The organism is Dactylosporangium sp. NPDC051541 (assembly GCF_044454505.1).
GTDB lineage: Bacteria > Actinomycetota > Actinomycetes > Mycobacteriales > Micromonosporaceae > Dactylosporangium.
On record NZ_JBITDU010000017.1, the window covers coordinates 113,845 to 137,755 of the forward strand.

22 protein-coding genes and 1 pseudogene are annotated in these 23,911 nt (G+C 71.2%); 21 read left to right on the forward strand and 2 right to left on the reverse strand.

What is annotated here, in order from left to right; genetic code table 11:
* Positions 1-26: 26 nt before the first annotated feature.
* From ACIA8L_RS46460 to ACIA8L_RS46550, 19 genes are all read left to right on the forward strand, one after another.
* A complete protein-coding gene (locus ACIA8L_RS46460) occupies positions 27-1,511 on the forward strand; it encodes a UDP-N-acetylmuramoyl-L-alanyl-D-glutamate--2,6-diaminopimelate ligase (protein ID WP_395915137.1) in 1,485 nt (494 codons plus the stop codon).
* Positions 1,508-2,908 (forward strand): UDP-N-acetylmuramoyl-tripeptide--D-alanyl-D-alanine ligase, encoded by a 1,401-nt coding sequence (gene murF / locus ACIA8L_RS46465; protein ID WP_395915139.1) that lies wholly within the window; start codon positions 1,508-1,510, stop codon positions 2,906-2,908. Before ACIA8L_RS46460 ends, murF begins: the two co-directional genes overlap by 4 nt.
* Complete coding sequence (gene mraY / locus ACIA8L_RS46470) at positions 2,905-4,026, forward strand: phospho-N-acetylmuramoyl-pentapeptide-transferase (RefSeq protein ID WP_395915140.1); 1,122 nt, start codon at positions 2,905-2,907, stop codon at positions 4,024-4,026. Before murF ends, mraY begins: the two co-directional genes overlap by 4 nt.
* A 60-nt stretch (positions 4,027-4,086) precedes the next feature.
* The gene (locus tag ACIA8L_RS46475) at positions 4,087-5,484 is read left to right on the forward strand and encodes an FtsW/RodA/SpoVE family cell cycle protein (RefSeq protein ID WP_395915142.1); all 1,398 of its coding nucleotides are present in this window, start codon (positions 4,087-4,089) and stop codon (positions 5,482-5,484) included.
* Entirely contained in the window at positions 5,484-6,590 is a 1,107-nt protein-coding gene (gene murG / locus ACIA8L_RS46480) for an undecaprenyldiphospho-muramoylpentapeptide beta-N-acetylglucosaminyltransferase (RefSeq protein ID WP_395915144.1), read from the forward strand. The genes ACIA8L_RS46475 and murG overlap by 1 nt, the downstream gene beginning before the upstream one ends.
* Positions 6,587-8,026: a UDP-N-acetylmuramate--L-alanine ligase gene (gene murC, locus ACIA8L_RS46485; RefSeq protein WP_395915145.1), complete on the forward strand. Its 1,440-nt coding sequence runs from the start codon at positions 6,587-6,589 to the stop codon at positions 8,024-8,026. Before murG ends, murC begins: the two co-directional genes overlap by 4 nt.
* Positions 8,026-8,784, forward strand: a complete 759-nt coding sequence (locus ACIA8L_RS46490; RefSeq protein ID WP_395915147.1) for a cell division protein FtsQ/DivIB — start codon at positions 8,026-8,028, stop codon at positions 8,782-8,784. The genes murC and ACIA8L_RS46490 overlap by 1 nt, the downstream gene beginning before the upstream one ends.
* Positions 8,781-9,254: a DinB family protein gene (locus ACIA8L_RS46495; protein ID WP_395915149.1), complete on the forward strand. Its 474-nt coding sequence runs from the start codon at positions 8,781-8,783 to the stop codon at positions 9,252-9,254. The genes ACIA8L_RS46490 and ACIA8L_RS46495 overlap by 4 nt, the downstream gene beginning before the upstream one ends.
* Positions 9,255-9,451: 197 nt before the next feature.
* Positions 9,452-10,564, forward strand: a complete 1,113-nt coding sequence (gene ftsZ, locus ACIA8L_RS46500; RefSeq protein WP_395915150.1) for a cell division protein FtsZ — start codon at positions 9,452-9,454, stop codon at positions 10,562-10,564.
* A 112-nt stretch (positions 10,565-10,676) separates the two neighbouring features.
* Positions 10,677-11,384, forward strand: coding sequence for a YggS family pyridoxal phosphate-dependent enzyme (locus tag ACIA8L_RS46505; protein WP_395915152.1), 708 nt, complete (start codon positions 10,677-10,679; stop codon positions 11,382-11,384).
* A 127-nt stretch (positions 11,385-11,511) separates the two neighbouring features.
* Positions 11,512-12,201: a cell division protein SepF gene (locus ACIA8L_RS46510; RefSeq protein WP_395915154.1), complete on the forward strand. Its 690-nt coding sequence runs from the start codon at positions 11,512-11,514 to the stop codon at positions 12,199-12,201.
* A gap of 19 nt (positions 12,202-12,220) precedes the next feature.
* The gene (locus ACIA8L_RS46515) at positions 12,221-12,526 is read left to right on the forward strand and encodes a YggT family protein (RefSeq protein WP_223096957.1); all 306 of its coding nucleotides are present in this window, start codon (positions 12,221-12,223) and stop codon (positions 12,524-12,526) included.
* Positions 12,527-12,575: 49 nt separating this feature from the next.
* On the forward strand, positions 12,576-13,373 hold the full coding sequence (locus tag ACIA8L_RS46520) for a DivIVA domain-containing protein (RefSeq protein ID WP_395915156.1): 798 nt from the start codon (positions 12,576-12,578) through the stop codon (positions 13,371-13,373).
* 241 nt (positions 13,374-13,614) lie between these two features.
* Positions 13,615-14,430, forward strand: coding sequence for a hypothetical protein (locus tag ACIA8L_RS46525; protein ID WP_395915158.1), 816 nt, complete (start codon positions 13,615-13,617; stop codon positions 14,428-14,430).
* A gap of 86 nt (positions 14,431-14,516) precedes the next feature.
* Positions 14,517-14,804, forward strand: coding sequence for a DUF167 domain-containing protein (locus ACIA8L_RS46530; protein ID WP_395915160.1), 288 nt, complete (start codon positions 14,517-14,519; stop codon positions 14,802-14,804).
* Positions 14,801-16,318 carry a potassium/proton antiporter gene (locus ACIA8L_RS46535; protein WP_395915162.1) on the forward strand — a complete coding sequence of 506 codons (1,518 nt, stop codon included), beginning with the start codon at positions 14,801-14,803 and terminating at the stop codon, positions 16,316-16,318. Before ACIA8L_RS46530 ends, ACIA8L_RS46535 begins: the two co-directional genes overlap by 4 nt.
* Before the next feature lie 346 nt (positions 16,319-16,664).
* Positions 16,665-17,096, forward strand: coding sequence for a TraR/DksA family transcriptional regulator (locus ACIA8L_RS46540; protein WP_395915163.1), 432 nt, complete (start codon positions 16,665-16,667; stop codon positions 17,094-17,096).
* Positions 17,069-17,710 (forward strand): signal peptidase II, encoded by a 642-nt coding sequence (lspA, locus tag ACIA8L_RS46545; RefSeq protein ID WP_395915253.1) that lies wholly within the window; start codon positions 17,069-17,071, stop codon positions 17,708-17,710. The genes ACIA8L_RS46540 and lspA overlap by 28 nt, the downstream gene beginning before the upstream one ends.
* Positions 17,703-18,632 carry an RluA family pseudouridine synthase gene (locus ACIA8L_RS46550; RefSeq protein ID WP_395915165.1) on the forward strand — a complete coding sequence of 310 codons (930 nt, stop codon included), beginning with the start codon at positions 17,703-17,705 and terminating at the stop codon, positions 18,630-18,632. Before lspA ends, ACIA8L_RS46550 begins: the two co-directional genes overlap by 8 nt.
* Positions 18,633-18,792: 160 nt before the next feature.
* Here ACIA8L_RS46550 and ACIA8L_RS46555 read toward each other — a convergent pair whose 3' ends face one another.
* Positions 18,793-20,289, reverse strand: coding sequence for a carbohydrate binding domain-containing protein (locus tag ACIA8L_RS46555; RefSeq protein ID WP_395915166.1), 1,497 nt, complete (start codon positions 20,287-20,289; stop codon positions 18,793-18,795).
* Between the two features lie 109 nt (positions 20,290-20,398).
* On the opposite strand from ACIA8L_RS46555, the gene ACIA8L_RS46560 reads away from it, so the two are divergent.
* Together ACIA8L_RS46560 and ACIA8L_RS46565 are read left to right on the forward strand one after the other, a co-directional pair.
* The gene (locus ACIA8L_RS46560; protein ID WP_395915167.1) at positions 20,399-21,208 is read left to right on the forward strand and encodes a hypothetical protein; all 810 of its coding nucleotides are present in this window, start codon (positions 20,399-20,401) and stop codon (positions 21,206-21,208) included.
* 425 nt (positions 21,209-21,633) lie between these two features.
* Positions 21,634-22,428, forward strand: a pseudogene (locus ACIA8L_RS46565) (MinD/ParA family protein); the annotation flags it as partial.
* On the opposite strand, the gene ACIA8L_RS46570 reads toward ACIA8L_RS46565, so the two are convergent.
* Positions 22,403-23,767, reverse strand: coding sequence for a transaminase (locus tag ACIA8L_RS46570; RefSeq protein WP_395915168.1), 1,365 nt, complete (start codon positions 23,765-23,767; stop codon positions 22,403-22,405). The pseudogene ACIA8L_RS46565 and the gene ACIA8L_RS46570 overlap by 26 nt on opposite strands.
* Positions 23,768-23,911 lie beyond the last annotated feature (144 nt).

Below are 23,911 nucleotides of genomic sequence, written 5' to 3' on the forward strand. Positions count from 1 at the left end.
GCGCCGGGCGGGTAGGGTCTGACCCCGTGTCCGGCTATCCCCGTCCGCGGAAAGTCCGCCCAGTACAGGTCGATGAGCTCATCGGCTCGCTGGGCGGCGGCACCGGCGATGTTGCGGTCACGGGGGTGACGCACAGTAGCTCGACGGTTCAGCCGGGTGATCTCTATGCGGCGCTGCCCGGCGCGCGCGTGCACGGGGCCCAGTTCATCCCGGACGCGGTGCGGCGCGGCGCGGTCGCGGTGCTCACCGACCCCGCGGGTGTCCGCGCCGACGCCGGCGTGCCGTTCGTCGTGGTCGACCGGCCGCGCGACGTGCTCGGCGACGTCGCCTCGAAGGTCTACGGCGAACCGACCCGCCGCCTCACGACCATCGGCATCACCGGGACCGCCGGCAAGACCTCGACGACCTACCTCATCGAGGCCGGGCTGCGCGCGGCCGGCCAGGTCACCGGCCTCATCGGCACGGTCGAGACCCGGCTCGGCGACCTGACCGTCAAGAGCATCCGCACCACCCCCGAGGCGACCGACCTGCACGCCCTCTTCGCCGCGGCGCTCGAGCGCGGCGTGCAGTCGGTGGCCATGGAGGTCTCCAGCCACGCGCTGGAGGTCGGCCGGGTCGGCGGGGTCCGCTTCGCCGCCGCCGGCTACACCAACTTCGGCCTGGACCACCTGGACTTCCACCCGACCGTCGAGGCCTACTTCGCGGCCAAGGCGCGCCTCTTCGACGGCCGCGCCGCCGTTGAGATCCTCAACGCCGACGATGTGTCGGTAATGCGACTGCGCAAGCCGGCCTCGTGGACCTATTCCGTTGCTGGTGAAACCGCTGAATTCGGGGTCTCCGGCGTGACCGTCGACGGCTACGGGCAGGCGTTCGACGTGCACTGGCAGGGCCGCACCGCGCGGTCGGGAGTGCAGCTGCCGGGCCGGCACAACGTGGCCAATGCCCTGCTGGCCATTGCGTCGCTGGTGGCGGTCGGGGTCGACCTGGACATCGCCGCGCGGGCGGTGGCGCAGGCGCCGGGCTCACCGGGCCGGATGGAGCGCGTCGACGCCCCCGGTGATGTGGTCGGCGTCGTGGACTACGCGCACAAGCCCGACGCGATGGTCGAGGTGCTCAAGGCCCTGCGCACCCTCGCGACCGCGCGCGGCGGGCGGGTGCTCTGCCTGGTCGGGGCCGGCGGCGACCGGGACCGCGGCAAGCGCCCGCTGATGGGCCGGGCTGCCGCCGAGGGGGCCGACCTCGTGATCGTCACCGACGACAACCCGCGCACCGAGGACCCGGCCGCGATCCGGGCCGGGGTGCTCGCGGGGGCCGCCGGCGGGCCGGCCGACGTGGTCGAGATCGGCGGGCGCCGCGAGGCGATCGCATATGCGGTGGCCCACGCCAAGCCCGGCGACGTGATTGCGCTGCTGGGCAAGGGGCACGAGACGGGCCAAGAGGTGAACGGCGAAGTGCTGCCGTTCGACGACCGGGTGGAGCTGGCTGCGGCCCTGCGGGAGGCGAATTCATGATCGCGTTGACGCTCGGCGAGATCGCGGCGATCGTCGGTGGCGAGCTCGTCGGCGGGGCCGCGGACGCGGTCGTCGACGGGCCGGTCGAGTACGACAACCGCAAAATCGGGCCCGGCGGGCTCTTCGTGGCCTTCGCGGGTGCGAAGGTCGACGCGCACGACTTCGGGCCCAAGGCCGTCGCCGACGGCGCCACCGGGGTCCTCGGCAGCCGCGCCGTCGACGGCGTGCCGACCGTCGTGGTCGACGACCCGCGGCACGCGCTGGGGCTGCTGGCCCGGGCCGTCGTGGACCGGCTGCACGAGGCCGGCGGGCTCACGGTCGTCGCGCTGACCGGCTCGTCCGGCAAGACCAGCACCAAGGACCTCGTCGCCAAGCTGCTGGCCCGCAAGGCGCCGACCGTCGCCACCCCCGGGTCGGAGAACAACGAGCTGGGCACGCCCTACACGGTGCTCAAGGCCGACGCCGACACCCGCTACCTGGTGCTCGAGATGGGCGCGCGGGGGATCGGGCATTTGCGGTACCTCTGCGAAATCGCTCCTCCGGACATCTCCGTCGTCACCAACGTGGGCGTCGCGCACATGGGTGAGTTCGGCTCCGTCGAGGGCATCGCCCAGGCCAAGGGCGAGCTGGTCGAGGCGCTGGGGCCGAGCGGCCTCGCGGTGCTCAACGCCGACGACGAGCGGGTCCGGGCCATGGCCGCGCGCACGACCGCCCAGGTCCGGCTGGCCGGCGAGGCCGCCGACGCGGAGGTCCGAGCGACCGGCGTCGAGCCGCTGGAACGCGGCCGCTACGGCTTCACCCTCCACATCGCGGGCGCACCCGATCAGGCGGTCAGCCTCGCCATGGCGGGACGACACGCCGTCAGCAACGCGCTACTCGCCGCCGCCGTCGCGTCGTTCGCGGGCCTCGAGCCGACGGAGATCGCGGCCGGACTCGGCGATCTAGAGGGTTTGTCGGACCGAAGGATGGATGTCTTCGACCGTGCCGACGATGTCACGGTCATCGACGACTCGTACAACGCCAACCCGGCGTCCATGGCGGCGGCGCTGCACGCGCTCGTCGCGGTGGCCGGCGGACGGCGCAAGATCGCCGTACTCGGCTTCATGGCGGAGCTGGGCGCGTACGAGCGAGCCGGACACGAGGAAGTTGGTCGACTCGCCGCTGAACTCGGCATCGACCGTCTCGTGGCCGTCAGCGAGCAGGCCGCGCCGATCCTGGACGGGGCGGCCGCCGTGGCGAGTTGGGGAGGAGACTCGGTGCTCGTGACCGATCAGGAGGCCGCCGTGGCGCTGCTGCGCGCCGAGCTGCGGCCGCGCGACGTGGTCCTGTGCAAGGGGTCGCGCTACCGGACCTGGGCCGTCGTCGACGCCCTGCGCTCGGAAGATTTCCGCAAGTGAGGGCCGTGTTCGTCGCGGCCTTCGTCGCATTTCTCATCTCGCTGTTCGGCACGCCGATCGCGATCAAGTACTTCACCAAGCTCAAGGCCGACCAGCCCATCCGCTCCGAGGGACCGCAGACCCACCTCGGCAAGAAGGGCACGCCCACCATGGGCGGCGTGGTGTTCATCTTCGCCACCCTGGTCGCCTACACCGGCGGTCACATCGCCCTCACCACCCTGCCCCAGGCCCAGCTGCGCCCGGCCGGCCCCACCGCCACCGCCGTCGTGCTGCTCGGCCTGTTCGTCTTCACCGGCCTGCTCGGCTTCCTCGACGACTACCTCAAGGTCGCCAAGCGCAACAGCGACGGGCTCAACAAGCGCGGCAAGCTGATCGGCCAGGCGCTCATCGGTGCCATCTTCGGTGCCATCGCCCTCTACGTGCCGTCCGAGCGGATCGGCCGCCAGGTCATCACCACCGTGGCCAGCCCGAAGCTGTCCTGGGTGCACGACGTCGACTGGCTGAACATCACCAAGATCGGCGCGGTGATCTTCTTCGTGTTCGTGGTCATGTCGATGTCCAACGCGGTCAACCTGACCGACGGCCTCGACGGGCTCGCGACCGGCACCTCGATCCTCGTGCTCATCAGTTACATGGCGATCGCGTTCTGGCAGTACCGCCACTGGTGTGCCGACCCGTCCTACACCGCCGGCTACTGCTACGACGTGCGCGACCCGCTGGAGATGGCCCTGATCGCCGGGGCCGCCGTCGGCGCGCTGGTCGGCTTCCTGTGGTGGAACACGTCCCCGGCCCGCATCTTCATGGGCGACACCGGCTCGATGGCGCTCGGCTCCCTCATCGCGGGCCTGGCCGTTGCCACCAAGACCGTCCTGCTCCTGCCGCTGCTCAGCCTGCTCTTCGTGATCATCGTCGTCACCTGGATCATGCAGATCGGCTCCTACCGCACCACCGGCAAACGCATCTTCCGGATGGTCCCGCTCCAGCACCACTTCGAGCTGGCCGGATGGAGCGAGGTCAACATCGTCGTGCGGTTCTGGATCATCGCCGGCCTCGGCGTGGCCGCCTCGCTCGGCCTCTTCGCCGCCGACTTCCTGCGTGTGATGAGCGGCGCTTCATAAGCACTCCTCGCCCGGCGCGTCGCGGCCGCATGGTCGCGGCGCGCCCGGAATGATGGCGGCATGAGGAGCGACGGGGAGGAAGTTCCGACCGACAGCGGGTGGCTGGGCAACCTGGTCGGCTCCCTGCGGGGCCTGCTGGACCGCCCGCTCGCCTCCTACTATCTGCTGCTGTCCAGCGTCGGGCTGCTCGTGTTCATCGGCCTGGTCATGGTGTTCTCGGTGACCAGCGTCAACAACTTCGCGACCACCGGCAGCCCGTTCACGTCGATCGTCAAGCAGGTGCTGTTCGCGCTGATCGGCCTGGCCGCGTTCTGGGTCTGCCAGCGGCTGCCGGTGCGCACGTTCCGGGCCGTGGCCATCCCGATGCTGATCGCCACCGTCGTGCTGATGAGCTTCGTGGACCTGATGGGCTGGCTGTCGGCCCGCCGCGCCCCGGACCCGAACCACGTCGCGGCGATCCACCTCGGCCCGATCTGGGTCGAGGACCTGTGGCTGCACATCGGCCCCCTGCAGCTGCAGCCGGCCGAGCTGGCCAAGATCGCGCTGGTGGTCTGGGGCGCCGACCTGCTGGTCCGCAAGGGCCGCACGATCATGACCTGGCGCGAGCTGCTCATGCCGCTGTTCCCGGTCACCGTCACGCTGCTGATCCTGGTCGGGTACAACGACCTCGGCTCGATGATCTGCATGGTCGTGCTCTTCACCGGCCTGCTGTGGGCGGCCGGGGCGCGGCTGCCGGTGTTCGGCTGGCTCGGCGCGTTCTTCCTGGCCGGCGTGGGCGCGCTGATCCTGCTGCCGGCCAACAAGGACTATCGGCTGGACCGGCTCAAGGTGTTCTTCGACCCGAGTATCGACCCGGACGCCAAGGCCGGGCGGTACCAGTACCTGCGGGGCCTGTGGGCGGTCTCCGACGGTGGCTGGTTCGGTGTCGGCCTGGGCCAGGGCCAGCTCAAGTGGGGCCGGCTGCCCAACGCGCACAACGACTTCATCTTCGCCATCGTCGCCGAGGAGCTCGGCGTGGTCGGCTGCATGGTCGTGCTGCTGCTCTTCGGCATGCTGACCTACACCGGCCTGCGCATCGCCCGGCGCGTCGAGGACCCGTTCCGCCGGCTGGTCGCGGCCGCGATCACCATGTGGTTCGTCGGCCAGGCGATCATCAACATCGGCGGCGTCGTCGGCCTCCTGCCGATCACCGGTCTTCCCCTCCCGTTCATCTCCGACGGTGGCAGCGCGCTCGTCGTCGCGCTCGGTGCGGCCGGCATCCTCACCTCGGCGGCCCGGGCCGAGCCGGACTGCGCGCGAGCCATGCACGCGCGTCCGCCGCGGAAATGGGTGCGACTACTCTGGGCGCCGTTGCCGCCGCTTCCGCGCGCCCGCGAGGAGGACGACGGCACGGACCCCTCGACACGCACGACGGGCCGGCCCACCCTCACGGTGCCGCCCCGCGGAAGGAGCACCTGATGGCAGCGCTGCGCTCGGTGGTGCTGGCCGGCGGAGGCACGGGCGGGCACATCTACCCGCTGCTGGCCTTCGCCGACTGCTTGCGCAGGCACGACCCCGGCATCCGCATCACGTGCCTCGGCTCGCCGAAAGGGATGGAGAACGAGCTCATCCCGCGGGCCGGATACGACCTGCGGCACGTCCCGGCCTACCAACTGCCGCGCTCGGTGAACATGAACCTGGTGCGCACCCCGGACCGGATGTGGAAGGCGGCGAAGGCCACCCGCGCCATCCTCGACGAGGTCGACGCCGACGCCGTGGTCGGTTTCGGCGGTTACGTGTCCGTCCCGGCGTATCTGGCCGCCTGGCGGCGCAAGACGCCCAGCGTGATCCACGAGGTCAACGTCCCGATGGGCGTGGCCAACAAGATGGCCATGCGGTTCACCAAGAACATCGTGCTCGGCTTCCCCCACCAGGCCCGGCAGATGCCCGCCGTGGCGAACGCGCCGGTGGTCGGGGTACCGCTGCGGCAGAGCATCACCACCCTGGACCGGCACGCCCGCCGTCTCGAGGCCCGGCGGCATTTCGGCCTCGACCCCAATCTTCCGACACTGTTCGTCTTCGGTGCGTCTTCGGGCGCCCGCTCGATCAACCAGGCGGTCGCCGGGGCGGCCAAGGCGATCACCTCGGCCGGCGTGCAGGTGCTGCACATCGTCGGCGCCCGCAACGAGGACTTCGAGGTCCCGGCCGGGCTGGCCGCGCCCTACGTGCGGATCAAGTTCCTGTCCGAGATGGAGCTCGGCTACGCCGCCGGTGACCTGGCCATCTGCCGCGGCGGCGCGATCACCTGCGCCGAGACCGCCGCGATCGGCATGCCGGCGGTCTACGTGCCCCTGCCCTGGGGCAACGGCGAGCAGCGGCGCAACGCGCTGCCGGTGGTCGAGGCCGGCGGTGGGATCATCGTCGAGGACGGCGACCTGTCGCCCGAGCTGGTCGCCCAGCAGATCGTCCCCCTGGTGCGCGACGGTGCGCGCATGGCGGCGATGAGCCACGCCGCGGCCGGATACGGCCTGCGGGACGGCGACGAGCGGCTGCGTCAGTATCTGTTGGGAGTGGTTGGCGCATGAGTGACTTGACAGCCGAGGAGCTGGGCCGGGTCCATCTCGTCGGGGTCGGCGGGGTGGGCATGAGCGGGCTGGCCCGGCTGCTGCTCACCCGGGGCATCCCGACCTCGGGCAGCGAGCTCAAGGACTGGCCCCACCTGACCGCGCTCAAGGCCCTCGGCGGCACCATCTACCGCACCCACGAGGCGTCCAACCTCGACGGCGTGGACACGGTGGTCTACTCCACCGCCATCCCGCAGGACCACATCGAGCTCGTCACCGCCCGCGAGCGGGGCCTGCGCCTCATGCACCGCTCCGAGGCCCTGGCCGCGACGATGAACGGCCGCCGCTCCGTCGCCGTGGCCGGCACGCACGGCAAGACCACCACCACCTCGATGATCACCCTGATCCTGCAGCACGCCGGGCTCGACCCGTCGTTCGTGATCGGCGGGGAGATCTCCGAGATCGGCTCCAACGCCCACCACGGCAGCGGCGACATGTTCGTGGCCGAGGCCGACGAGAGCGACCGCTCGTTCCTGCTCTACTCCCCGCACGTCGCCGTCGTCACCAACATCGACGCCGATCACCTCAACACCTACGGCGACCTGCAGGGCCTCGAGGACGCGTTCGTCGAGTTCTGCGCCAAGGTGGAGCCGGGCGGGTTCGTGGTGACCTGCGCCGACGACCCCGGGGCGATGCGGATGGCGGTGCGGGCCCGGGCGGCCGGCGCCGACGTCGTCACCTACGGCACGGCCGCCGACGCCGACCTGCGCATCAGCGAGGTCCGGTCCTCGGCGCACGGGGTGCGGTACATGGCCCACCACGAGGGCGTGTCGCTGGGGGAGGTGTTCCTGCCGATCCCCGGCACCCACCTGGGCCTCAACTCGGCCGGCGCGATCCTGACCGCGCTGCGGCTGGGCGTGGCCGCGGAGACCGCGATCGAGACGCTGGCGACGTTCCCGGGGGTGCGCCGTCGGTTCGAGTTCAAGGGCACGGAGGCCGGGGTCCGCATCTACGACGAGTACGCCTACCACCCGGTGCCGATCGCCAAGGCCCTGCACACGCTGCGGGAGGTCGCCGGGGACGGCCGGCTCCTGGTGGTGTTCCAGCCTTACCGGGTGTACCGCACCCGCGACTTCCAGACCGAGATCGCCGAGGGCCTCGCGCTCGCCGACGAGGCCGTGGTCATGGAGGTCTTCGGCCCCGGCGAGGTGCGCGAGCCGGGGGAGGGCGGCGTGGCCCTGACCGCCGAGATCGACCTCCCGGCCGAGCACAAGGTGTTCGTGCCCTACTGGGAGGACGTCCCGGCGGAGGTGGTGGCCCGGGTCCGCGAGGGTGACGTCGTCGTCACCATGGGCGCGCCGCCGATCTCGCTGATGGGCGACGAGCTGCTGGCCGCGCTGAAGGGTGGCGACCAGGGCGACGGATACGTGGGCCGGCACTCCAAAGCCGACGACTGATGCAGACGCGGGGGTGGCGCCTGGTTCTGGCCCCGCGTGACGCGCCGCGCTCCGTGCGGCTCTTCGCGCAGGCCGCCCGGCGCCACCGCCTGCGCGTGCTCGTCCCCTGGCTGGTCGCGCTGGGGCTGGTCGTGATCCTGGGCGGGGCGGCGGCGGTCGTCTACCTCACCCCGGCCCTCGGCGTCGAGCGGATCGAGGTCTCCGGGATCTCCGTGCTCGACCCGGCGGCGGTGCGAGCGGCGGCCGGGGTGCGCGACGGCACCCCGCTGCCCCGGGTGGACATCGCGGCCGTCGAGCGCCGGGTGCGCGCGCAGCTCAAGCCGGTGAAGACGGTGCAGGCCCAGGCCGACTACCCGCACGCCCTGACCATCGCGGTCCAGGAGCGCACCGCGGTCGCGGTGGTGCCCAAGGTCGGCGGCTACACGCTGCTCGACGCCGACGGCGTGGCCTACCTCCCGGTCGACGTGGCGCCACCGGGCCTGCCGGCGGTCCGGATCGCCCAGCCGGAGCCGGGCGACGACACGACCCAGAGCGCTTTGACGGTACTGGCGACGCTCTCACCGCCCATCCGGACGCAGATGGTGGCCCTCGTGGCCGAGTCACCCACCCGGATCAAGCTGGAGCTGACCGAGAACCGGCTCGTCGTGTGGGGCGATGACACCCAGAACGCGGCCAAGGTACGCATCCTGGAACGCACCGCCATCGAGCCGGGCCGCACGCTCGACATCAGCGCCCCCGGTGCGGTGCTGGAGAAGTGATCGGCACCGAGCTCGAGCTGCTCACCGCCGCGCTCGAGGAAGCGCGGGAGACCGTGCACCGCAAGACCGCCGGCGTCTCCGACGCGCTGGGCCGGCTCGCGCCGCTGCCGTCCTCGCCGCTCACCACGCTGGAGGGGCTGGTACAGCACCTCATCGCGGTCGAGTCCTACTGGTTCGAGATCGTCGTCGCCGGGCGGGACGTGCCGAAGCACTGGACCGCCGACGACCCCGACCGGGAGTGGCGCCCGCGGCTCGGCCTCGCCGCGGCCCTCGCCGGATATCGGGCCCAGTGCGCGACCTCGCGCGGTATCGCGGCCGGGCTCGATCTCGACGCCGTGTGTGTCGGGAGCCGGCACGGGCAGCCGGTGTCGACCCGATGGGTATTCATACACATGATCGAGGAAACCGCCCGTCACAACGGACACCTCGACGCCGTTAGGGAATTCGTCGACGGTGTCGTGGGCGATTAGGCCCGACACGCCGGAGCCGGTCCTTGGATCACGACAGTCGGGCCCTTACCTTGCGATAAGGCATTAGTTGACATAACTATAAGCCTCTAGTAGAGGTTGAGGGTTTGCGGGCCTCAACCTCACGCGTTTCGCTTTGGCCGACGCTGTCGTCAACAACCAGACCGGCGCTGGTCAACCTCGGAAGGAAAGGTGGTCCGATGACTCATCCGCACAACTATCTCGCGGTCATCAAGGTCGTCGGCATCGGCGGCGGCGGGGTGAATGCCGTCAATCGCATGATCGAGGTTGGCCTCAAGGGCGTCGAGTTCATCGCGATCAACACCGACGCCCAGGCCCTGCTGATGAGCGACGCCGACGTCAAGCTCGACGTCGGCCGGGAGCTCACGCGCGGGCTCGGCGCGGGCGCCAACCCCGACGTGGGCAAGAATGCGGCCGAGGACCACCGCGACGAGATCGAAGAGGTGCTCAAGGGCGCCGACATGGTCTTCGTCACCTGCGGCGAGGGCGGCGGCACCGGCACCGGCGGCGCGCCCGTCGTGGCCAACATCGCGCGCAAACTCGGCGCGCTGACCATCGGCGTGGTCACCCGGCCGTTCTCGTTCGAGGGCAAGCGCCGGCAGGTCCAGGCCGAGGCCGGTATCGAGGAGCTGCGCAACCAGTGCGACACGCTCATCGTCATCCCGAACGACCGGCTCCTGGCCCTCGGCGATCGCGGCATCAGCATGATGGACGCGTTCCGCCAGGCCGACCAGGTGCTGCTCTCCGGTGTACAGGGCATCACCGACCTGATCACCACGCCCGGCCTGATCAACCTCGACTTCGCCGACGTCAAGAGCGTCATGAGCGGGGCCGGCAGCGCGCTCATGGGCATCGGCAGCGCCCGCGGTGACAACCGCGCGGTGGAGGCGGCCGAGTCGGCCATCTCCAGCCCGCTGCTCGAGCAGAGCATGGACGGTGCCCGCGGCGTGCTGCTCTCCATCGCCGGCGGCTCCGACCTCGGCCTGTTCGAGATCAACGACGCGGCCCAGCTGGTCACCGACGCCGCCCACCCGGACGCGAACATCATCTTCGGCGCGGTCATCGACGACGCGCTCGGCGACGAGGTGCGGGTCACGGTCATCGCGGCCGGTTTCGACGGCGGCGCCCCGGCGTATCGCCCGGTCGAGGCCCGGGCCCCGCGCTCGTCGCACGGCCCGCAGCACGGCCAGCCGAAGGAGCCGGCCCAGCAGGAGCGCCAGGCCCCGCCGCCGCCCCGCCGGGTCCTGTTCGACGACGTCGACGTGCCGGATTTCCTCAAAAACGGTGCGTGATGGCCCGCAGCCGGCATAGCGGGTTTGCCGGATGGATCACTGCTTAAGTGATGGTTGAATGGGGTAGGTCGCTGCTGCGGCTTACCCCATTGACCATTTTCAAGGAGTTTTCGTGGACGCGCGCACGTCGCAGATCGCGGCCAATCTCGCCTCCGTGCGAGAGCGGATCACCGCGGCCTGCCGCGCCGCCGGACGGGAACCGGAATCGGTCACCCTGGTGGCCGTCACGAAGACCTACCCGGCCCCGGACGTGGCCCGGCTGGCCGAGCTGGGCGTCACCGACGTCGGGGAGAATCGGGACCAGGAGGCGGCCGCCAAGGCCGCCGCCGTGCCCGGTATGCGGTGGCACTTCGTCGGCCAGCTGCAGCGCAACAAGGCGCGCTCGGTGGCCGGTTACGCCGACACCGTGCACTCCGTGGACAGCCTGCGCCTGGTGGACGCCCTGGCCGACGCCGTGGTGAAGGCCGGGCGGGCCGCGCCGCTGGGCGCGCTGGTGCAGGTCAGCCTGGACGACGACGAGCACCGCGGTGGCGCGCTCACCGGGCAGGTCGAGAAGGTGGCCGAGGCCATCGCGGCCAGCCCGGGGCTCGCGCTGCGCGGCGTCATGGCGGTGGCGCCGCTGGACTGGGAGGCGGACGAAGCCTTCGCCCGGCTGGCCGCGATCGCGTCCCGGATTCGGCAGCGCTTCAGCGGTCCGGACGGGGCCGCGGACTGGATTTCGGCGGGTATGAGCGACGATCTCGAATCCGCGATAAAGCACGGCTCGACACACGTCCGTGTCGGCAGCGCATTGCTCGGAAAACGCACTCTGCTGGGGTAGCCTGACCCGCGGGAACGGAAAACTACACGGGTGTGGTTCTGCGCCGGCGGGGGCGGTGTCGCACCTTGTGATCGGTGGCACGGACAACGGGGGGAAGTGCCGCATGGCGGTGGACGGAGGAGCGCGTATGGGTGCTCTGCGCAGGGCGGGCGTCTGGCTCGGTCTCGTCGAGGACGAGGACGACCGTGGCTACGACGACCGCTACCGGTACGGCGACGACCTGCTCGACGACGAGGAGGAGATCGACGAGGTGCCGGCGCCGCGTTCCCGCACGACGTCGGAGCGCCTGTCGGTGTCGGAGCGCCTCGCGGCCTCCGAGCGGATCTCCGCGTCCGACCGGTCCGACCGGTCCGACCGGTCCGAGCGCCTGTCGGCCGCCGACCGCCTGGAGGCGAGCACGGCCGGCCGGACCAGCACCGTGCGTTCGATCACGCGCCCGACGACGTCCGTCAGCTACCCGACGCGGGACAACCTCGCGCTGGCCCCGACCAGCTCGGTGCGGGAGCGCCCGCAGGTCGAGGAGGAGAGCGACGATCGCCGTTACGCGATCACGACGCTCCACCCGACGACGTATAACGAGGCCCGCACGATCGGGGAACACTTCCGTGACGGTTTCCCCGTGATCATGAACCTCACCGAGATGGATGAGTCGGACGCCAAACGTTTGGTCGACTTCGCGGCCGGACTCGTATTCGGCCTGCGTGGTAACTTCGAGCGGGTGACCAACCGCGTCTTCCTGCTCTCACCGGCAAATGTCCAGGTCACCGCCGAGGACAAAGCTAAGATCGCCGAGGGCGGGTTCTTCAACCAGAGCTGAAGCGAGGACTTCGACGGCCGTGGTGTCCATCACCTTGCAGATCGTGCATCTGCTGCTCTACCTCTTCCTGGTGGCGCTCCTCGGACGCTTTGTGATGGGCTACGTCATGCAGTTCGGACGTCGCTGGCAACCCGGCCGGGGGGCCGCGGCGGCGCTGGAAGTGGTGTGGAGCGTCACCGATCCGCCGCTCAAAGCGTTGAGGCGGGTGATTCGTCCGCTGCGTATTGGTACCGTGGCCGTGGACCTGTCTTCGCTTGTGCTGCTGGTTATCCTGTTCGTGCTGATGTACGTCGTGTTAGGGCGGCTGATCGCGGCGTTCTCGTGACACGCACCGCTCGGCGGCCACGCGGCCGCAACTGACCCGAGGAGTTTCGATGCCGCTGACCCCGGCCGACGTTCACAACGTCGCCTTCAAGAAGCCCCCCATCGGCAAACGGGGCTACGACGAGGAGGAGGTCGACGCCTTCCTCGACGAGGTCGAGCGTGAGCTCGCCCGGCTGATCGAGGAGAACAACGAGCTGCGCGCGCAGCTCGAGCGTGGCGGTGGCCCGGCCCGCGTGGCGCCCGGCGCCGGTGGCGACCCGCGCCTGGCCGCGGAGCTCGCCGACCTCAAGTCGCAGTTCGAGCGCGTCCAGCGGGAGAAGTCGTCCGCCGAGCAGGCGGCCCGCAGCATGCAGCAGGAGCTCGACCAGATCCGCACCACGGGCGGCGGCGCGGCCGGCGGTGGCGCCGGCGACGGCGAGCAGCAGGCCCTGCGCGTGCTCATGATGGCCCAGCGCACCGCCGACGACCACGTGTCCGACGCGCGCCGCGAGGCCGACAAGCTCCTCTCCGAGGCCCGCACCAAGGCCGAGGAGGTCACCCGCGACGCGCGGGCGAAGGCCGACGCGCTCGAGCGCGACGCCCGCCAGCGCCACCAGGAGGCCATGGGCGGCCTGGACGCGAAGCGCACCGCGCTGCAGAAGCACATCGAGGAGCTCAAGCAGTTCGAGCGCGAATACCGCACCCGCCTCAAGGCCTACCTGGAGAGCCAGCTGCGCGACCTCACCGGTCGCGAGCAGAGCCTCGAGGCCGAGATGGCGCAGCGCGGCGAGGGTGCGGCGCGCCCGGCGGTCGGCGGCGGGCTGGCCACGGCCGGTCTCGCGGGCGGCTACGAGGGCGCTGGTCGCTGACCGGCACCCCTCCCGGGTGACCCGCACGAGCGGGTGACACGACTGCACCAGCACAGAGCGACCGGCCGGCCAGCATGCGACATGCGGCCGGTCAACGCGACACGCGGAGCCCCAGCCGAAATTCGGCTGGGGCTCCGGTCATTCTGGGAGACTTCCGCCGGGTTCGTTCGTTGTACCCGGTGAGAGACACTCGCCCGGAGAAAGCTCCTTCCGGGAACACGCTGTGCGGAGGGACAGGGCCGTGATCGTCGGAAGCCTGCTGCTGATCGTGGTGGCCGTCGGCCTGCTTGTACTGGGCTTGCTCCAGGGGTCGGACGCCCTGCTCGTGGCGTCGATCGGGGCGAGCCTGCTGGCCGCCGTGGCGTTGATCGTGGGCGGTCGCCAGGCCGCGGCCGCGCGGACCGCCCGCAGCACCCGCACCGGGCGCCAGGTGCCGTCGGAGCGCTACGACCCGTTCGCCTCGCACCTGGGCGCGGACGAGCTCGGCGGCGCGGACCTGGAGGAGTCGGGGGAGTACCGCCGCGAGCGCCAGGCCGTCGGGGCCGGGGCGCGCACCGGCACCACCTACGGGACCTCCACCGGCGGGCGCTCGGCGCCGCCCGACGAGACCGCGATGATGGCGCCCGTCCGCGACGAGCCGGAGTCCGCGATCCCGCAGCAGGGCGACCGCTACGACGAGTACCCGGCCCACCACGAACAGGCGAACGCATATGAACAGGCGGGTGGGTACGCCGAGCACCCGTACGACCCGCAGCCGCCGGCCGGCTACCACGCCGAGGCGGACGACGACGATGACGATGACGACGAGTACGACGACGAGGACCCGGCCGACGAGCCCGGTGTCCAGCCGTCCTCGGCGGCCGACCTGGCCCGCGTGGCCGCGCTGCCCGACAACGTCCTGGTGATCGACGGCCGGCCGCGGTACCACGTGCCGACCTGCCCGCACCTGCTCGGCCGGGAGAGCGAGCCGCTGCCGGCGCACGAGGCGGTCGAGCTCGGCTTCACCCCCTGCGCCATCTGCGCCCCCAACGACGTCCTGCTGGCGAATCGCCGCTAGCCGGACCGGACACTTCGGTGACACCCGGCGGGATTTCCCGCCGGGCGGAGGATCGCCCTCGATCGGGTGAACCTTCACAATGAGGCATGCACACCATCGCGATCCGCGTCAGGCCCGGCGCCTCACGCACCGCGGTCGGTGGTAGCCACCCCGGGCCTTACGGTCCCGCCGTGGTCGTCGCGGTGGGAGCCCGGCCCGTCGACGGGCAGGCGACCGCGGCCGCGTTGAAGGCCCTCGCCGCCGCGATCGGCGTCCGCCCCTCGATGTTGCGACTCAAGGCCGGTGCGGCCAGCCGGGACAAGCTCGTGGAGCTCGCCGATCCGCCCGCCGGCACCGCGGAGCGCGTCGCCGAGCTGCTGGCGGGCCGCCGTTGAGCCACGAACTCAACGTCGCGCTGTTGCTGGGCGCGGCGGTCCTGCTGGTGTGCGTGGGTGCGGTCCGGCTGTCGGTCCGCCTGGGCCTGCCCAGCCTCCTGGTCTATCTGCTGCTCGGTCTCGGGATCGGCGAGGCCGGGCTCGGCATCCAGTTCACCGACGCCGAGCTGACCCGGACCCTTGGCATCTGCGCGCTGGTGGTCATCATCGCCGAGGGCGGCCTCACGGCGCGCTGGTCGACGCTGCGGCCCGTGCTCGGCCCGGCCGTCGTGCTCTCCACCGTCGGCGTGGGGATCAGCGTCGGCGTCGTCGGCGCGGTCGTCCACTATGCACTCGGCGCGGGCTGGCAGCAGGCGCTGCTGACCGGGGCCGTGCTCTCCTCGACCGACGCCGCCGCGGTCTTCTCGACCCTGCGCCGGGTCCCGGTCCGGCCCCGCCTGGCCGCGCTGCTGGAGGCCGAGTCGGGCATCAACGACGCCCCGGTCGTCATCCTCGTCGTGCTGCTCTCGGCCCCGCTCACCGGCCAGGGCCCGTGGTATCAGCAGCTGGGCCTGGTCGCCTACGAGCTCGTCGCCGGGGCCGCGATCGGGCTGGTGGCCGGGTTCGGCGGGGCCTGGGCCCTGCGCCGGGCCGCGCTGCCCTCGGCCGGCCTCTACCCGCTCGCCGCGATCGGCCTGACCGTCCTGGCCTACGCGGCGGGCTCGGTGGCCCACGCCTCGGGATTCCTCGCCGTGTATGTCACGGGCGTCGTGCTCGGCAACGCCCGCCTCCCGCACCGCCGGGCCATGCTCGGCTTCGCCGACGGCCTGGCCTGGCTCGCCCAGATCGGCCTGTTCGTCCTGCTGGGCCTGCTCGCCTCACCCAGCCAGCTGGGCGGGGCGGTGGTCACCGCGCTGGTCGTCGGCCTGGTTCTGGTGCTGCTGGCCCGCCCGCTGTCGGTACTGGTCAGCAGCGCCCCGTTCCTGCTCACCGAGAACGGCCCGGGCTGGCGCGACCAGGCGTTCCTGTCCTGGGCCGGGCTGCGCGGGGCGGTGCCGGTCGTGCTGGCCACGATCCCGCTCTCGGCCGGCCTGCCCGGCGCGCAGGAGCTGTTCAACGTCGTCTTCGTGCTGGTGGTCATCTACACGGCGGCGCAGGGCGTGACCCTGCCCCCGGTGGCGCGCCGGCTCGGGGTCACCGCACCCGCGGAGCCCACCGACCTGCAGGTCGAGGCGGCCCCGCTGGAGCGCATGCGCGCCGACTTGTTGCAGGTGGAGGTACCGGACGGCTCGAAGCTCAACGGTGTGCACGTGGACGAGTTACGATTGCCTCTCGGTGCGGTCGTGACGCTGGTGTTGCGCGATGGCGGTGCGTTCGTGCCGGCGCCGGAGACCCGCCTGAAGACCCGCGACAGCCTCCTGATCGTCACCACTGAGCAGGTGCGCGACGCCGCGGAGCAACGGCTGCGGGCCGTGAGCAGGCGCGGAAGACTGGCCCGCTGGTTTGCCGAACATGGCGATGATCGGCGCCAATAACTGATCAAATTGGCCGGAATACGTGTGGCGCGTTTGTCGGACGCGTGTACATTCCGTATTCTTGCCAGCCACTGGAGTGCGCGACCGCGCGTCGCGCGCCCATTTTGCATCTGGGGGAGCCATGGCCGAGCGGGCTGATGCCGTGCCGAGAGGCCGGGCAGCGAGCGGCGCCGGGCAGGGCATGTCCGCCGGTGTGACGGGAGGTACCACTGTGACAAGAGCACAGAAACCTACCTCTCGGCAAGCCGGGACATCGTCCCGGGCGACAAAGGCGGCAAATGCCGCGACCAGCACCACGAAAGCGCCGACGACGTCAACCGCCGCCCGTGCGGCCGAGGGAGCCACGATGGCCAAGACCGCAGAACCGAAGACCACCGCGGCCAAGACCGCTACGGCGAAGCCCGCCCGTGGCACGCGTACAGCAGCCGAGACCGAGAAGATCCGGGTGGCGCTGATCGAACGGCGCGACGAGCTCAAGACCGAGCACGACCAGACTCTGCTGGAGATCCACGAGCTGCAGCAGCACCGGCTCACCGACTCGGCCGGCGACGACCAGGCCGACACCGGCACCAAGACCGGTGAGCGGGAGCAGGAGATCACGATCGCCAACAACCTGGCCGACCGCATCGTGCAGGTCGAGCGGGCCCTGGAGCGGCTCGACGAGGGCGGCTACGGCTGGTGTGAGAAGTGCGGCAACCCCATCCCGGTCGAGCGCCTGGCCGCGTTCCCGTCCGCTACGCTCTGCGTCACCTGCAAGCAGTTGGAGGAGCGGCGCTGACCACTCAGGAGCCCACCCAGGACCGCACCGCGCCGGTGGACGACGCGACCGAGCCCCCGCCGCCGCCTTCCCCCGCCGCGCGGACGAGGGCGTGGTCTCTCTTCGGCCTCGTCGGCCTGGTGATCATCGCGATCGACGTGGCCGTCAAGCAGTGGACGACCTCGACGGTCGCCCACGAAGAGCCGGTGAAGCTGCTCGGCGGCCTCATCTACGTGATCTACACGCGCAACAGCGGGGCCGCCTTCAGCATGCTGGAGAACCAGACCTGGATCTTCCCGCTGATCGCGATCGGGGTGATCGGCTGGCTGTTCTGGATGATCAAGGGCACCTTCTCGGCCGCCTGGGCGGTCGCGCTGGGCCTGGTCCTGGGCGGGGCGGCCGGCAACCTCGCCGACCGGCTCTTCCGCGCACCGGGCCCGTTCCAGGGGCACGTGGTCGACATGTTCAGCTTCCTCGACGACCACGGCGGGCACTTCCCGGTCTTCAACATCGCCGACTCGGCCCTGACCGTCGGCGTGACCCTGGCGATCCTGCTGGAGTTCATGGGCCGCCGCCGCGACGGCACGAAGGCGCGGTCCGGTTCGGGTGGGTCCGAGGCGCAGCGCGATGCGTGAGGTTCGCTCGCTGCCCGTGCCCGACGGGCTGGACGGCACCCGCCTCGACCAGGCGCTGACCCGGCTCTTCGGGTTCAGCCGCACCGCCGCGGCCGACCTGGTCGAGGCCGGGGACGTCTCCGTCGACGGCGCCGTCCGCGTGAAGTCGGACAAGGTCAAGGCCGGGGCCTGGCTCGAGGTGACGCTGCCGGCCCAGCCGGTCGCGGTCACGATCGAGGCGGTCCCGGTCGACGGGCTGCGCATCGTCTACAGCGACGAGGACATCGTCGTCGTCGACAAACCCGTCGGCGTGGCCGCCCACCCGAGCCCCGGCTGGACCGGCACCACGGTCATCGGCGGCCTCGCGGCGATGGGCCAGACGGTCGCCACCAGCGGCGCGGCCGAGCGGCAGGGCGTCGTGCACCGCCTCGACGTCGGCACGACCGGGCTCATGGTCGTGGCGAAGAGCGAACTGGCGTATTCGGCCCTCAAGCGCGCCTTCAAGGAGCGCGAGGTCGCGAAGACCTACCACGCCGTCGTCCAGGGCCATCCGGACCCGCTGCGCGGCACCATCGACGCCCCGATCGACCGGCACCCCAGCAGCGACTGGAAGTTCGCGGTCGTCTCCGGCGGCCGGCCCAGCATCACGCACTACGACACGATCGAGGCGTTCCCGGCCGCGTCGCTGCTCGACGTGAAGCTCGAGACCGGCCGCACCCACCAGATCCGGGTCCACTTCTCGGCGCTGCGCCACCCGTGCGTCGGCGACCTGACCTACGGCGCCGACCCGACCCTCGCCGCTCGGCTGGGCCTGTCCCGGCAGTGGCTGCACGCGCGGGAGCTCGGCTTCATGCACCCGCGCACCGACCAGTACGTCTCGTTCGTGAGCGACTACCCGGCCGACCTGGCGGCGGCCCTCGACGTCCTGAGCGCCGCCGCGTGAGCCGAAGTGCGTGAGCCGAACTGCGTGAGCCGAACTGCGTGAGCCGATAAGTCGGGCACTTCGCGCCACGACTTATCGGACATATCACGATTTAGCGGGGCAGTGATGCTCGGGCGCCGCGAGAGGCGGCCGTGCGGTGGCCGGGCGGCGCGGCGATACGTCAGGTCAGGGTCACGTCGTCGGCGTAGATGGTGCCGGTGCCGTACCAGCCGTGGAGCCAGACCTTGATCGAGGTTGAGCTGCCGGTGTTCACGGTGACGGTCAGCTTGGTCCAGGTGGAGCCGCCGGCCGTCCACGTGCTGGTGTCGCCGGCGGCCGTGGTGGCGCCGAGGAAGGCGTAGCTGCCCTGCACCCAGGCAGTGAGCGTGTAGGTGCGGTTCGCCTGGACGGCCACGGTCTGGGCGCACTGGGCGTTGTCGGCGCTGGACGCGGCCGCCTTCAGGGCCTTGGTGCCGCCGTGCACGGGTGTGCTCACGACGCTGCACAGGCTGCCCGTCCATGGCGCCAGGGCACCGGATTCGAAGTTCCCGTTGGTGAGTCCGGCGCCGGTGCTCGGGCTCGGCGACGTGCTCTTCGTGGGGCTCGGCGAAGCCGAAGTGCTCCTGGTCGGCGTGGGCGAGGCGGGAGTACCCCCGCCGCTCGTGAATGGCGCGAAGATGTGCGAGAACTCCCAGGTGCCCTGCGCGATGCCGGAGCAGGAGTCGGAGCCGCCGGTGCCGGGGCAGCCGCCGTTGTCGCGCTGCAGGGCCCAGAACGACAGCTCGGCGATGCCCTGCTGGGTCGCCCAGGTGGCGACCGCGTTGGCGTCGGCCACCGTGAAGGTTTCGGCCGCGCCGAAGTCGTCGATGCCGATCATCTCGGTGACGCCGATCATGCTCCACAGCTGCTGGCCGGTCTTGGCCGGGTACAGCTGCTGCAGTTGTGCGTGCAGTCCGTTGGACGCGCTCTTCGTGTCGGCGGCCATCTGATGCGGCTGGTTGTCGTAGTAGTCGAACGTCATCTGGTTGACGATGTCGACCCGCGCGTTGTTGGCCACCGCGTTGCGCAGCACGGCGAGCCCGCTGTCGGCCAGGCCGGCCGTCGTGGTCGGCAGCGTGTAGACGAACTGGATGGTCCGCCCGTTGGCCGCGGCCCAGTCCTCGACGAGCTTGATCGCCTTGTTGCGGCGGTCGATGCCGGCCGTGTTGGTCAGCGAGTTGTCCTCGACGTCCAGGTCGATCCGGGTCACGTCGTAGGTGGTGATGACCTTCTCGAACTGGGCCGCGATCTGGTTGACGTCGGTGCAGCTGTCGGCGATCTCGGTGCCGCCGTTGTCGGCCGCGTAGCCGCCGAACGAGGGGATCACGTCGCCGCCGCGGGCCCGGATGGCGGCGATGTCGCTGCCGAACGTCGAGCCCGCGATCGGCATCCCGGTGTCGCCGTTCCAGTACACCGTGCACGAGCCGGCGCTCGCGGTCTGGATGAAGGCCATGGTCAGGTACTTGTCGCCGGACTGCTGGGAGAGCCCGTTGAGGCTGTCGCCGTTGTAGGCCTCGAAGTAGGGCGCGAAGACGTGGGCCGGGATGGCGGTCGCGGCCTGGGCCTGCGGTGTGCTGGCGAGGACGGCGCCGGTGGCGGCGAGCGCCAGCGCGGCGGCCCCGATGATCCGGATGCGCATAGACCCTCCTGCTTCTGTTAGTAAACTTGACTGATAGAAATCCTTCGCTGCCTGAATGTCAAGACCCGAGACGCCGCGTTGGTACCGCCTGTGCGACCCTCGTGGGGCGATGAAGCAGCTCCAGCAACTCGACCAGCGGATCCTGCCCCCGGTGGGCAACGTCCTCGCCCGGGTCTTCCGCGGTGCGCAGCGCCTCCGCGCCTTCACGGTCGTCGTCGGAGTGGTCGCGGTGACGGCGACGCTGCTGGCAGTACACCGGGATGATCGTCCGCGCAGTGACCCGTCCCTCGGGGACGTCCTGCGGGTCGGGGTGGCCGAGGGGGCGTCGATCCCGGCCTACCTGCAGGCCGGGAAGGACGAGCTGGCCGCGCTGCCCGGTGACGCCCCGGTCTACGCGCTGGTGTCGTTCACCGCCTACCTCGGGCCCGAGCGGCTCCCGCCGGTGCTCACGGACGTCGCGGTGTCCAGCGTGTTCGCGCGGGTGCCGCTGCCGCGGGAGCAGACCGAGCTGGTCCGGCTGGGGGCCTACAAGCTCCCCGACGACGTCGTCGTGGGCATGGACGAGACCGCGCGGCGCAAGACGGAGGAGGCCCAGCACTACCGCGACCTGCTGGCCCGGGCCGACAACCTCCCCGAGGAGAACCGGCAGCTGTACCTGGCCGGCGCGATCGTCGCCGACAAGGAGGCGACCGCCTACCGCGAGCACTGCTCCTGTGTCTACGCCGCGGTCGTCCACGCCTCCCCGGCCGCCCTGCGCGCGGTCGCGGCGCGGCCCGAGACCCGCGGCGTCGACCCGATCACCGAGATGCAACGCCTCGATCGCACAGTGTTCCTGCCACCGTTGCCGGAGCAGACTACGGTCGCGGAGCCGATCAGTGAGGGCGCCGGAACCGTCGTCGCGTCCCCCGAACCCTCCTGAGGCGATATCCGTACGGCCTGTCGTGCAGTTGATGCAGGGGATGGGCCCGCAGGTGTGGTCCGAATACCCTTCGGTCCGTAGCCTGGGGTACGGGTTGTCGGCTGGTGCGCACAGAGGGAGGACCGGGAGTGGCTGAAGCGGATGCCAGGTGGGAGGACAGGTCGGCGGACCCGGCTCCTCGCTGGCGCTCGCTGCTGGACCGGGCGCTGCTCGGCCGATCGAGCCCCGGTGATCTGGATTACGACGGCCGCTTCGCGGGGCGCCCCACGGCCCCACAGGCGCCCGGTCGGCCCTACGATGACGAACCAATGCCTCCCAGCAACGGCACCCGCCCGTATGACGACGCGCCGCCCCGCACGCCGAGGGCCCCGCGGCGGGCGCCCAGTGTCGAATACCAGCCCGCCCCGCCCGACCCGACCGAGCAGTTGGCGCAGGTGCTGCGCCAGGAGATCCCGACCCCGAAGGTGCTGGCGTTCGCCAACCCGAAGGGCGGCGTCCACAAGACGACCGCGACCGTGCTGACCGCGGCCACCATCGGCAGCGTCCGCGGCAAGGGCGTCATCGCCTGGGACGACAACGAGCTGCGCGGCACGCTCGGCCTGCGGGCCGGCAGCGCCCGGCACGCCCGCACGATCCGCCACCTGATCGCCGACCTGGTGCGGGTCGAGCACGCGACCGGCTACGACCTCTACGACATGCTCGACGACTACCTGCGCCACGCCTCCGACGGCTCCTACGACGTGCTCGCCGGTGAGGAGAACCCGCGCTTCGCCCAGCGTCTCGACCCGCACACGGTCCGTCGCGTGCTGGAGCTGCTGCGCCGCACCCACGACGTGATCTGCGTCGACACCGGCAACAACGTCGAGAGCCCCAACTGGCAGACGGTCCTGCAGACCGCCGACCAGCTCGTCGTCACCAGCGTGCCGCGCGAGGACGCCGCGTTCACCGCCGACTGGATGCTCGACCTGCTCGACGAGGCCGGGATGGAGGAGCTGGTCGCCAACGCGGTCACGCTGCTGTCCTGCCCGACGCCCAACCCGACCCCGCTCATCGACGACCTGGCCGGGCACTTCCGGACCCGGACCCGGGCCGTCGTCGTCGTGCCCTACGACCCGGCGCTGGAGAGCGGCTCCAACATCGAATACCCGATGCTGGCCGCCGCGACCAAGCGGGCCTGGCTGCAGGCGGCCGCGGTCATGATGGACCCGTTCGCCCGGTGAGCTCCTCGATCGCGTAGCGGAAGATCCTGGAGTGCTCGGCGACCTGCTCCTCGGTCGTGTCCGGGCACATCAAGGCCATGTTGTGAAACGGGGTGAGCAGAATGCCCCGGTTCGCCAGATAGACGTGCAGGAAATCCTCCAGGTCCGCGTCGGCGGCCTGCGCTGATTCGGTACCGCTCGTCGGTGCGGGGCGGGCGAACCGGTACTCGACCCGGGCTCCGAGCCTGGTCACCGTCCACGGCAGGTCGAACTCCTCGATGACCGCCTCGACGCCGACCTTGAACGTCTTCGCCAGATCCGACATATGCGTATAGGCCGCGGTGGTCAGGACGTGTTCGAGGGTGGCTCTGGTGGCGGCGATCGACAGTGCGTTGCCGGCGAGCGTTCCGCCGACGCCCCCCATATCGATTAAATCGAGATTATTCGTGTTTTGTACTTTTTGTGCGAGCTCTTCGGACAGGCCGTACGCGGCCGCCGGGATGCCGCCGCCGATCGCCTTGCCGATGGTCACCACGTCGGGGTCCAGGCCCCACAGGCCTGTCGCGCCGCCCGGCCCGGCCGAGAACGTGTGCGTCTCGTCGTTGACCAGATAGGTGCCGTACCGCCGGGTCAGCTCCCGCACCGCCTCCAGATAACCCGGCCGGGGCAGGACGATCCCGACGTTGGTCATCGCCGGCTCCATGACGACCGCGGCCACGTCACCGTTGGCGAGCTCCCGCTCCAGCCCGTACACGTCGTTGAACTCTGCGACCCGGCTCGTCGCGGTCACGTCGACCGGCGCGCCGACGTTCCCTTCGCGGCTGCGCGGCCCGTGCGGGCTGGTCACGATCAGCGACTCGTCGACCGAACCGTGGTAGCAGTACGCGTTGAACAGGATCTTCGGGCGCCCGGTGACGGCCCGCAGCAGCCGGATCGCCCACCGGTTGGCGTCGGTCGCGGTCAGCGCGAAACTCCACCGCGACACCCCGAAGCGCCGGGTCAGCTCCGCACCGACCCAGGCCGCGTCCGGCGTCGGCAGCATCGCCGAGGCGCCGCCGAGCTCGCCGAAGCGCTCCCGGACCGCCGCGACCACCGGATCGGGGGAATGCCCGGCCATCGCCGCGGTGTCACCGAGACAGAAATCGGTGTACTCGTACCCGTCCACGTCCGTCACCCGGGCGCCGCGGGCCTCGGCCAGGTACAGCGGGAACCCGGCGGCCGCCTTGTTCATCCACGTCATCGGCACCCGGCCGAACAGGTTCCCGGCCCGCGCGTACTCGGCCGCCGAGCGGGGGTGGCGTTCGGCGAAGAGGGCACGTTCGCGGTCCAGGAGCGAGGCCAGCCGGTGACGGTCGATCATGCCGTGCAGTGTCGCTGATAAACCTCTGCCGTGGTGCAGTCGGCTTCACGATAGGTGGCCACGCCGTCCGTTCGGGGGGGTCGTGGGGGGCGCAGCCCCCTGCCCGGGGCGGGAGCGAAGCGGCTCCGGAATCCACTCCTGCTT

Excerpts from the sequence above, each read along its gene's own strand:
- murG (WP_395915144.1), top strand. The coding sequence starts at position 5,484 with ATGGCAGCGCTGCGCTCGGTGGTGCTGGCCGGCGGAGGCACGGGCGGG.
- ftsZ (WP_395915150.1), top strand. The coding sequence starts at position 9,452 with ATGACTCATCCGCACAACTATCTCGCGGTCATCAAGGTCGTCGGCATC.
- ACIA8L_RS46550 (WP_395915165.1), top strand. The coding sequence starts at position 17,703 with ATGCGTGAGGTTCGCTCGCTGCCCGTGCCCGACGGGCTGGACGGCACC.
- murF (WP_395915139.1), top strand. The coding sequence starts at position 1,508 with ATGATCGCGTTGACGCTCGGCGAGATCGCGGCGATCGTCGGTGGCGAG.
- ACIA8L_RS46560 (WP_395915167.1), top strand. The coding sequence starts at position 20,399 with ATGAAGCAGCTCCAGCAACTCGACCAGCGGATCCTGCCCCCGGTGGGC.
- ACIA8L_RS46540 (WP_395915163.1), top strand. The coding sequence starts at position 16,665 with ATGGCCAAGACCGCAGAACCGAAGACCACCGCGGCCAAGACCGCTACG.
- ACIA8L_RS46520 (WP_395915156.1), top strand. The coding sequence starts at position 12,576 with ATGCCGCTGACCCCGGCCGACGTTCACAACGTCGCCTTCAAGAAGCCC.
- ACIA8L_RS46510 (WP_395915154.1), top strand. The coding sequence starts at position 11,512 with ATGGGTGCTCTGCGCAGGGCGGGCGTCTGGCTCGGTCTCGTCGAGGAC.
- ACIA8L_RS46475 (WP_395915142.1), top strand. The coding sequence starts at position 4,087 with ATGAGGAGCGACGGGGAGGAAGTTCCGACCGACAGCGGGTGGCTGGGC.
- ACIA8L_RS46530 (WP_395915160.1), top strand. The coding sequence starts at position 14,517 with ATGCACACCATCGCGATCCGCGTCAGGCCCGGCGCCTCACGCACCGCG.
- murC (WP_395915145.1), top strand. The coding sequence starts at position 6,587 with ATGAGTGACTTGACAGCCGAGGAGCTGGGCCGGGTCCATCTCGTCGGG.
- ACIA8L_RS46570 (WP_395915168.1), bottom strand. The coding sequence starts at position 23,767 with ATGATCGACCGTCACCGGCTGGCCTCGCTCCTGGACCGCGAACGTGCC.
- ACIA8L_RS46490 (WP_395915147.1), top strand. The coding sequence starts at position 8,026 with ATGCAGACGCGGGGGTGGCGCCTGGTTCTGGCCCCGCGTGACGCGCCG.
- ACIA8L_RS46555 (WP_395915166.1), bottom strand. The coding sequence starts at position 20,289 with ATGCGCATCCGGATCATCGGGGCCGCCGCGCTGGCGCTCGCCGCCACC.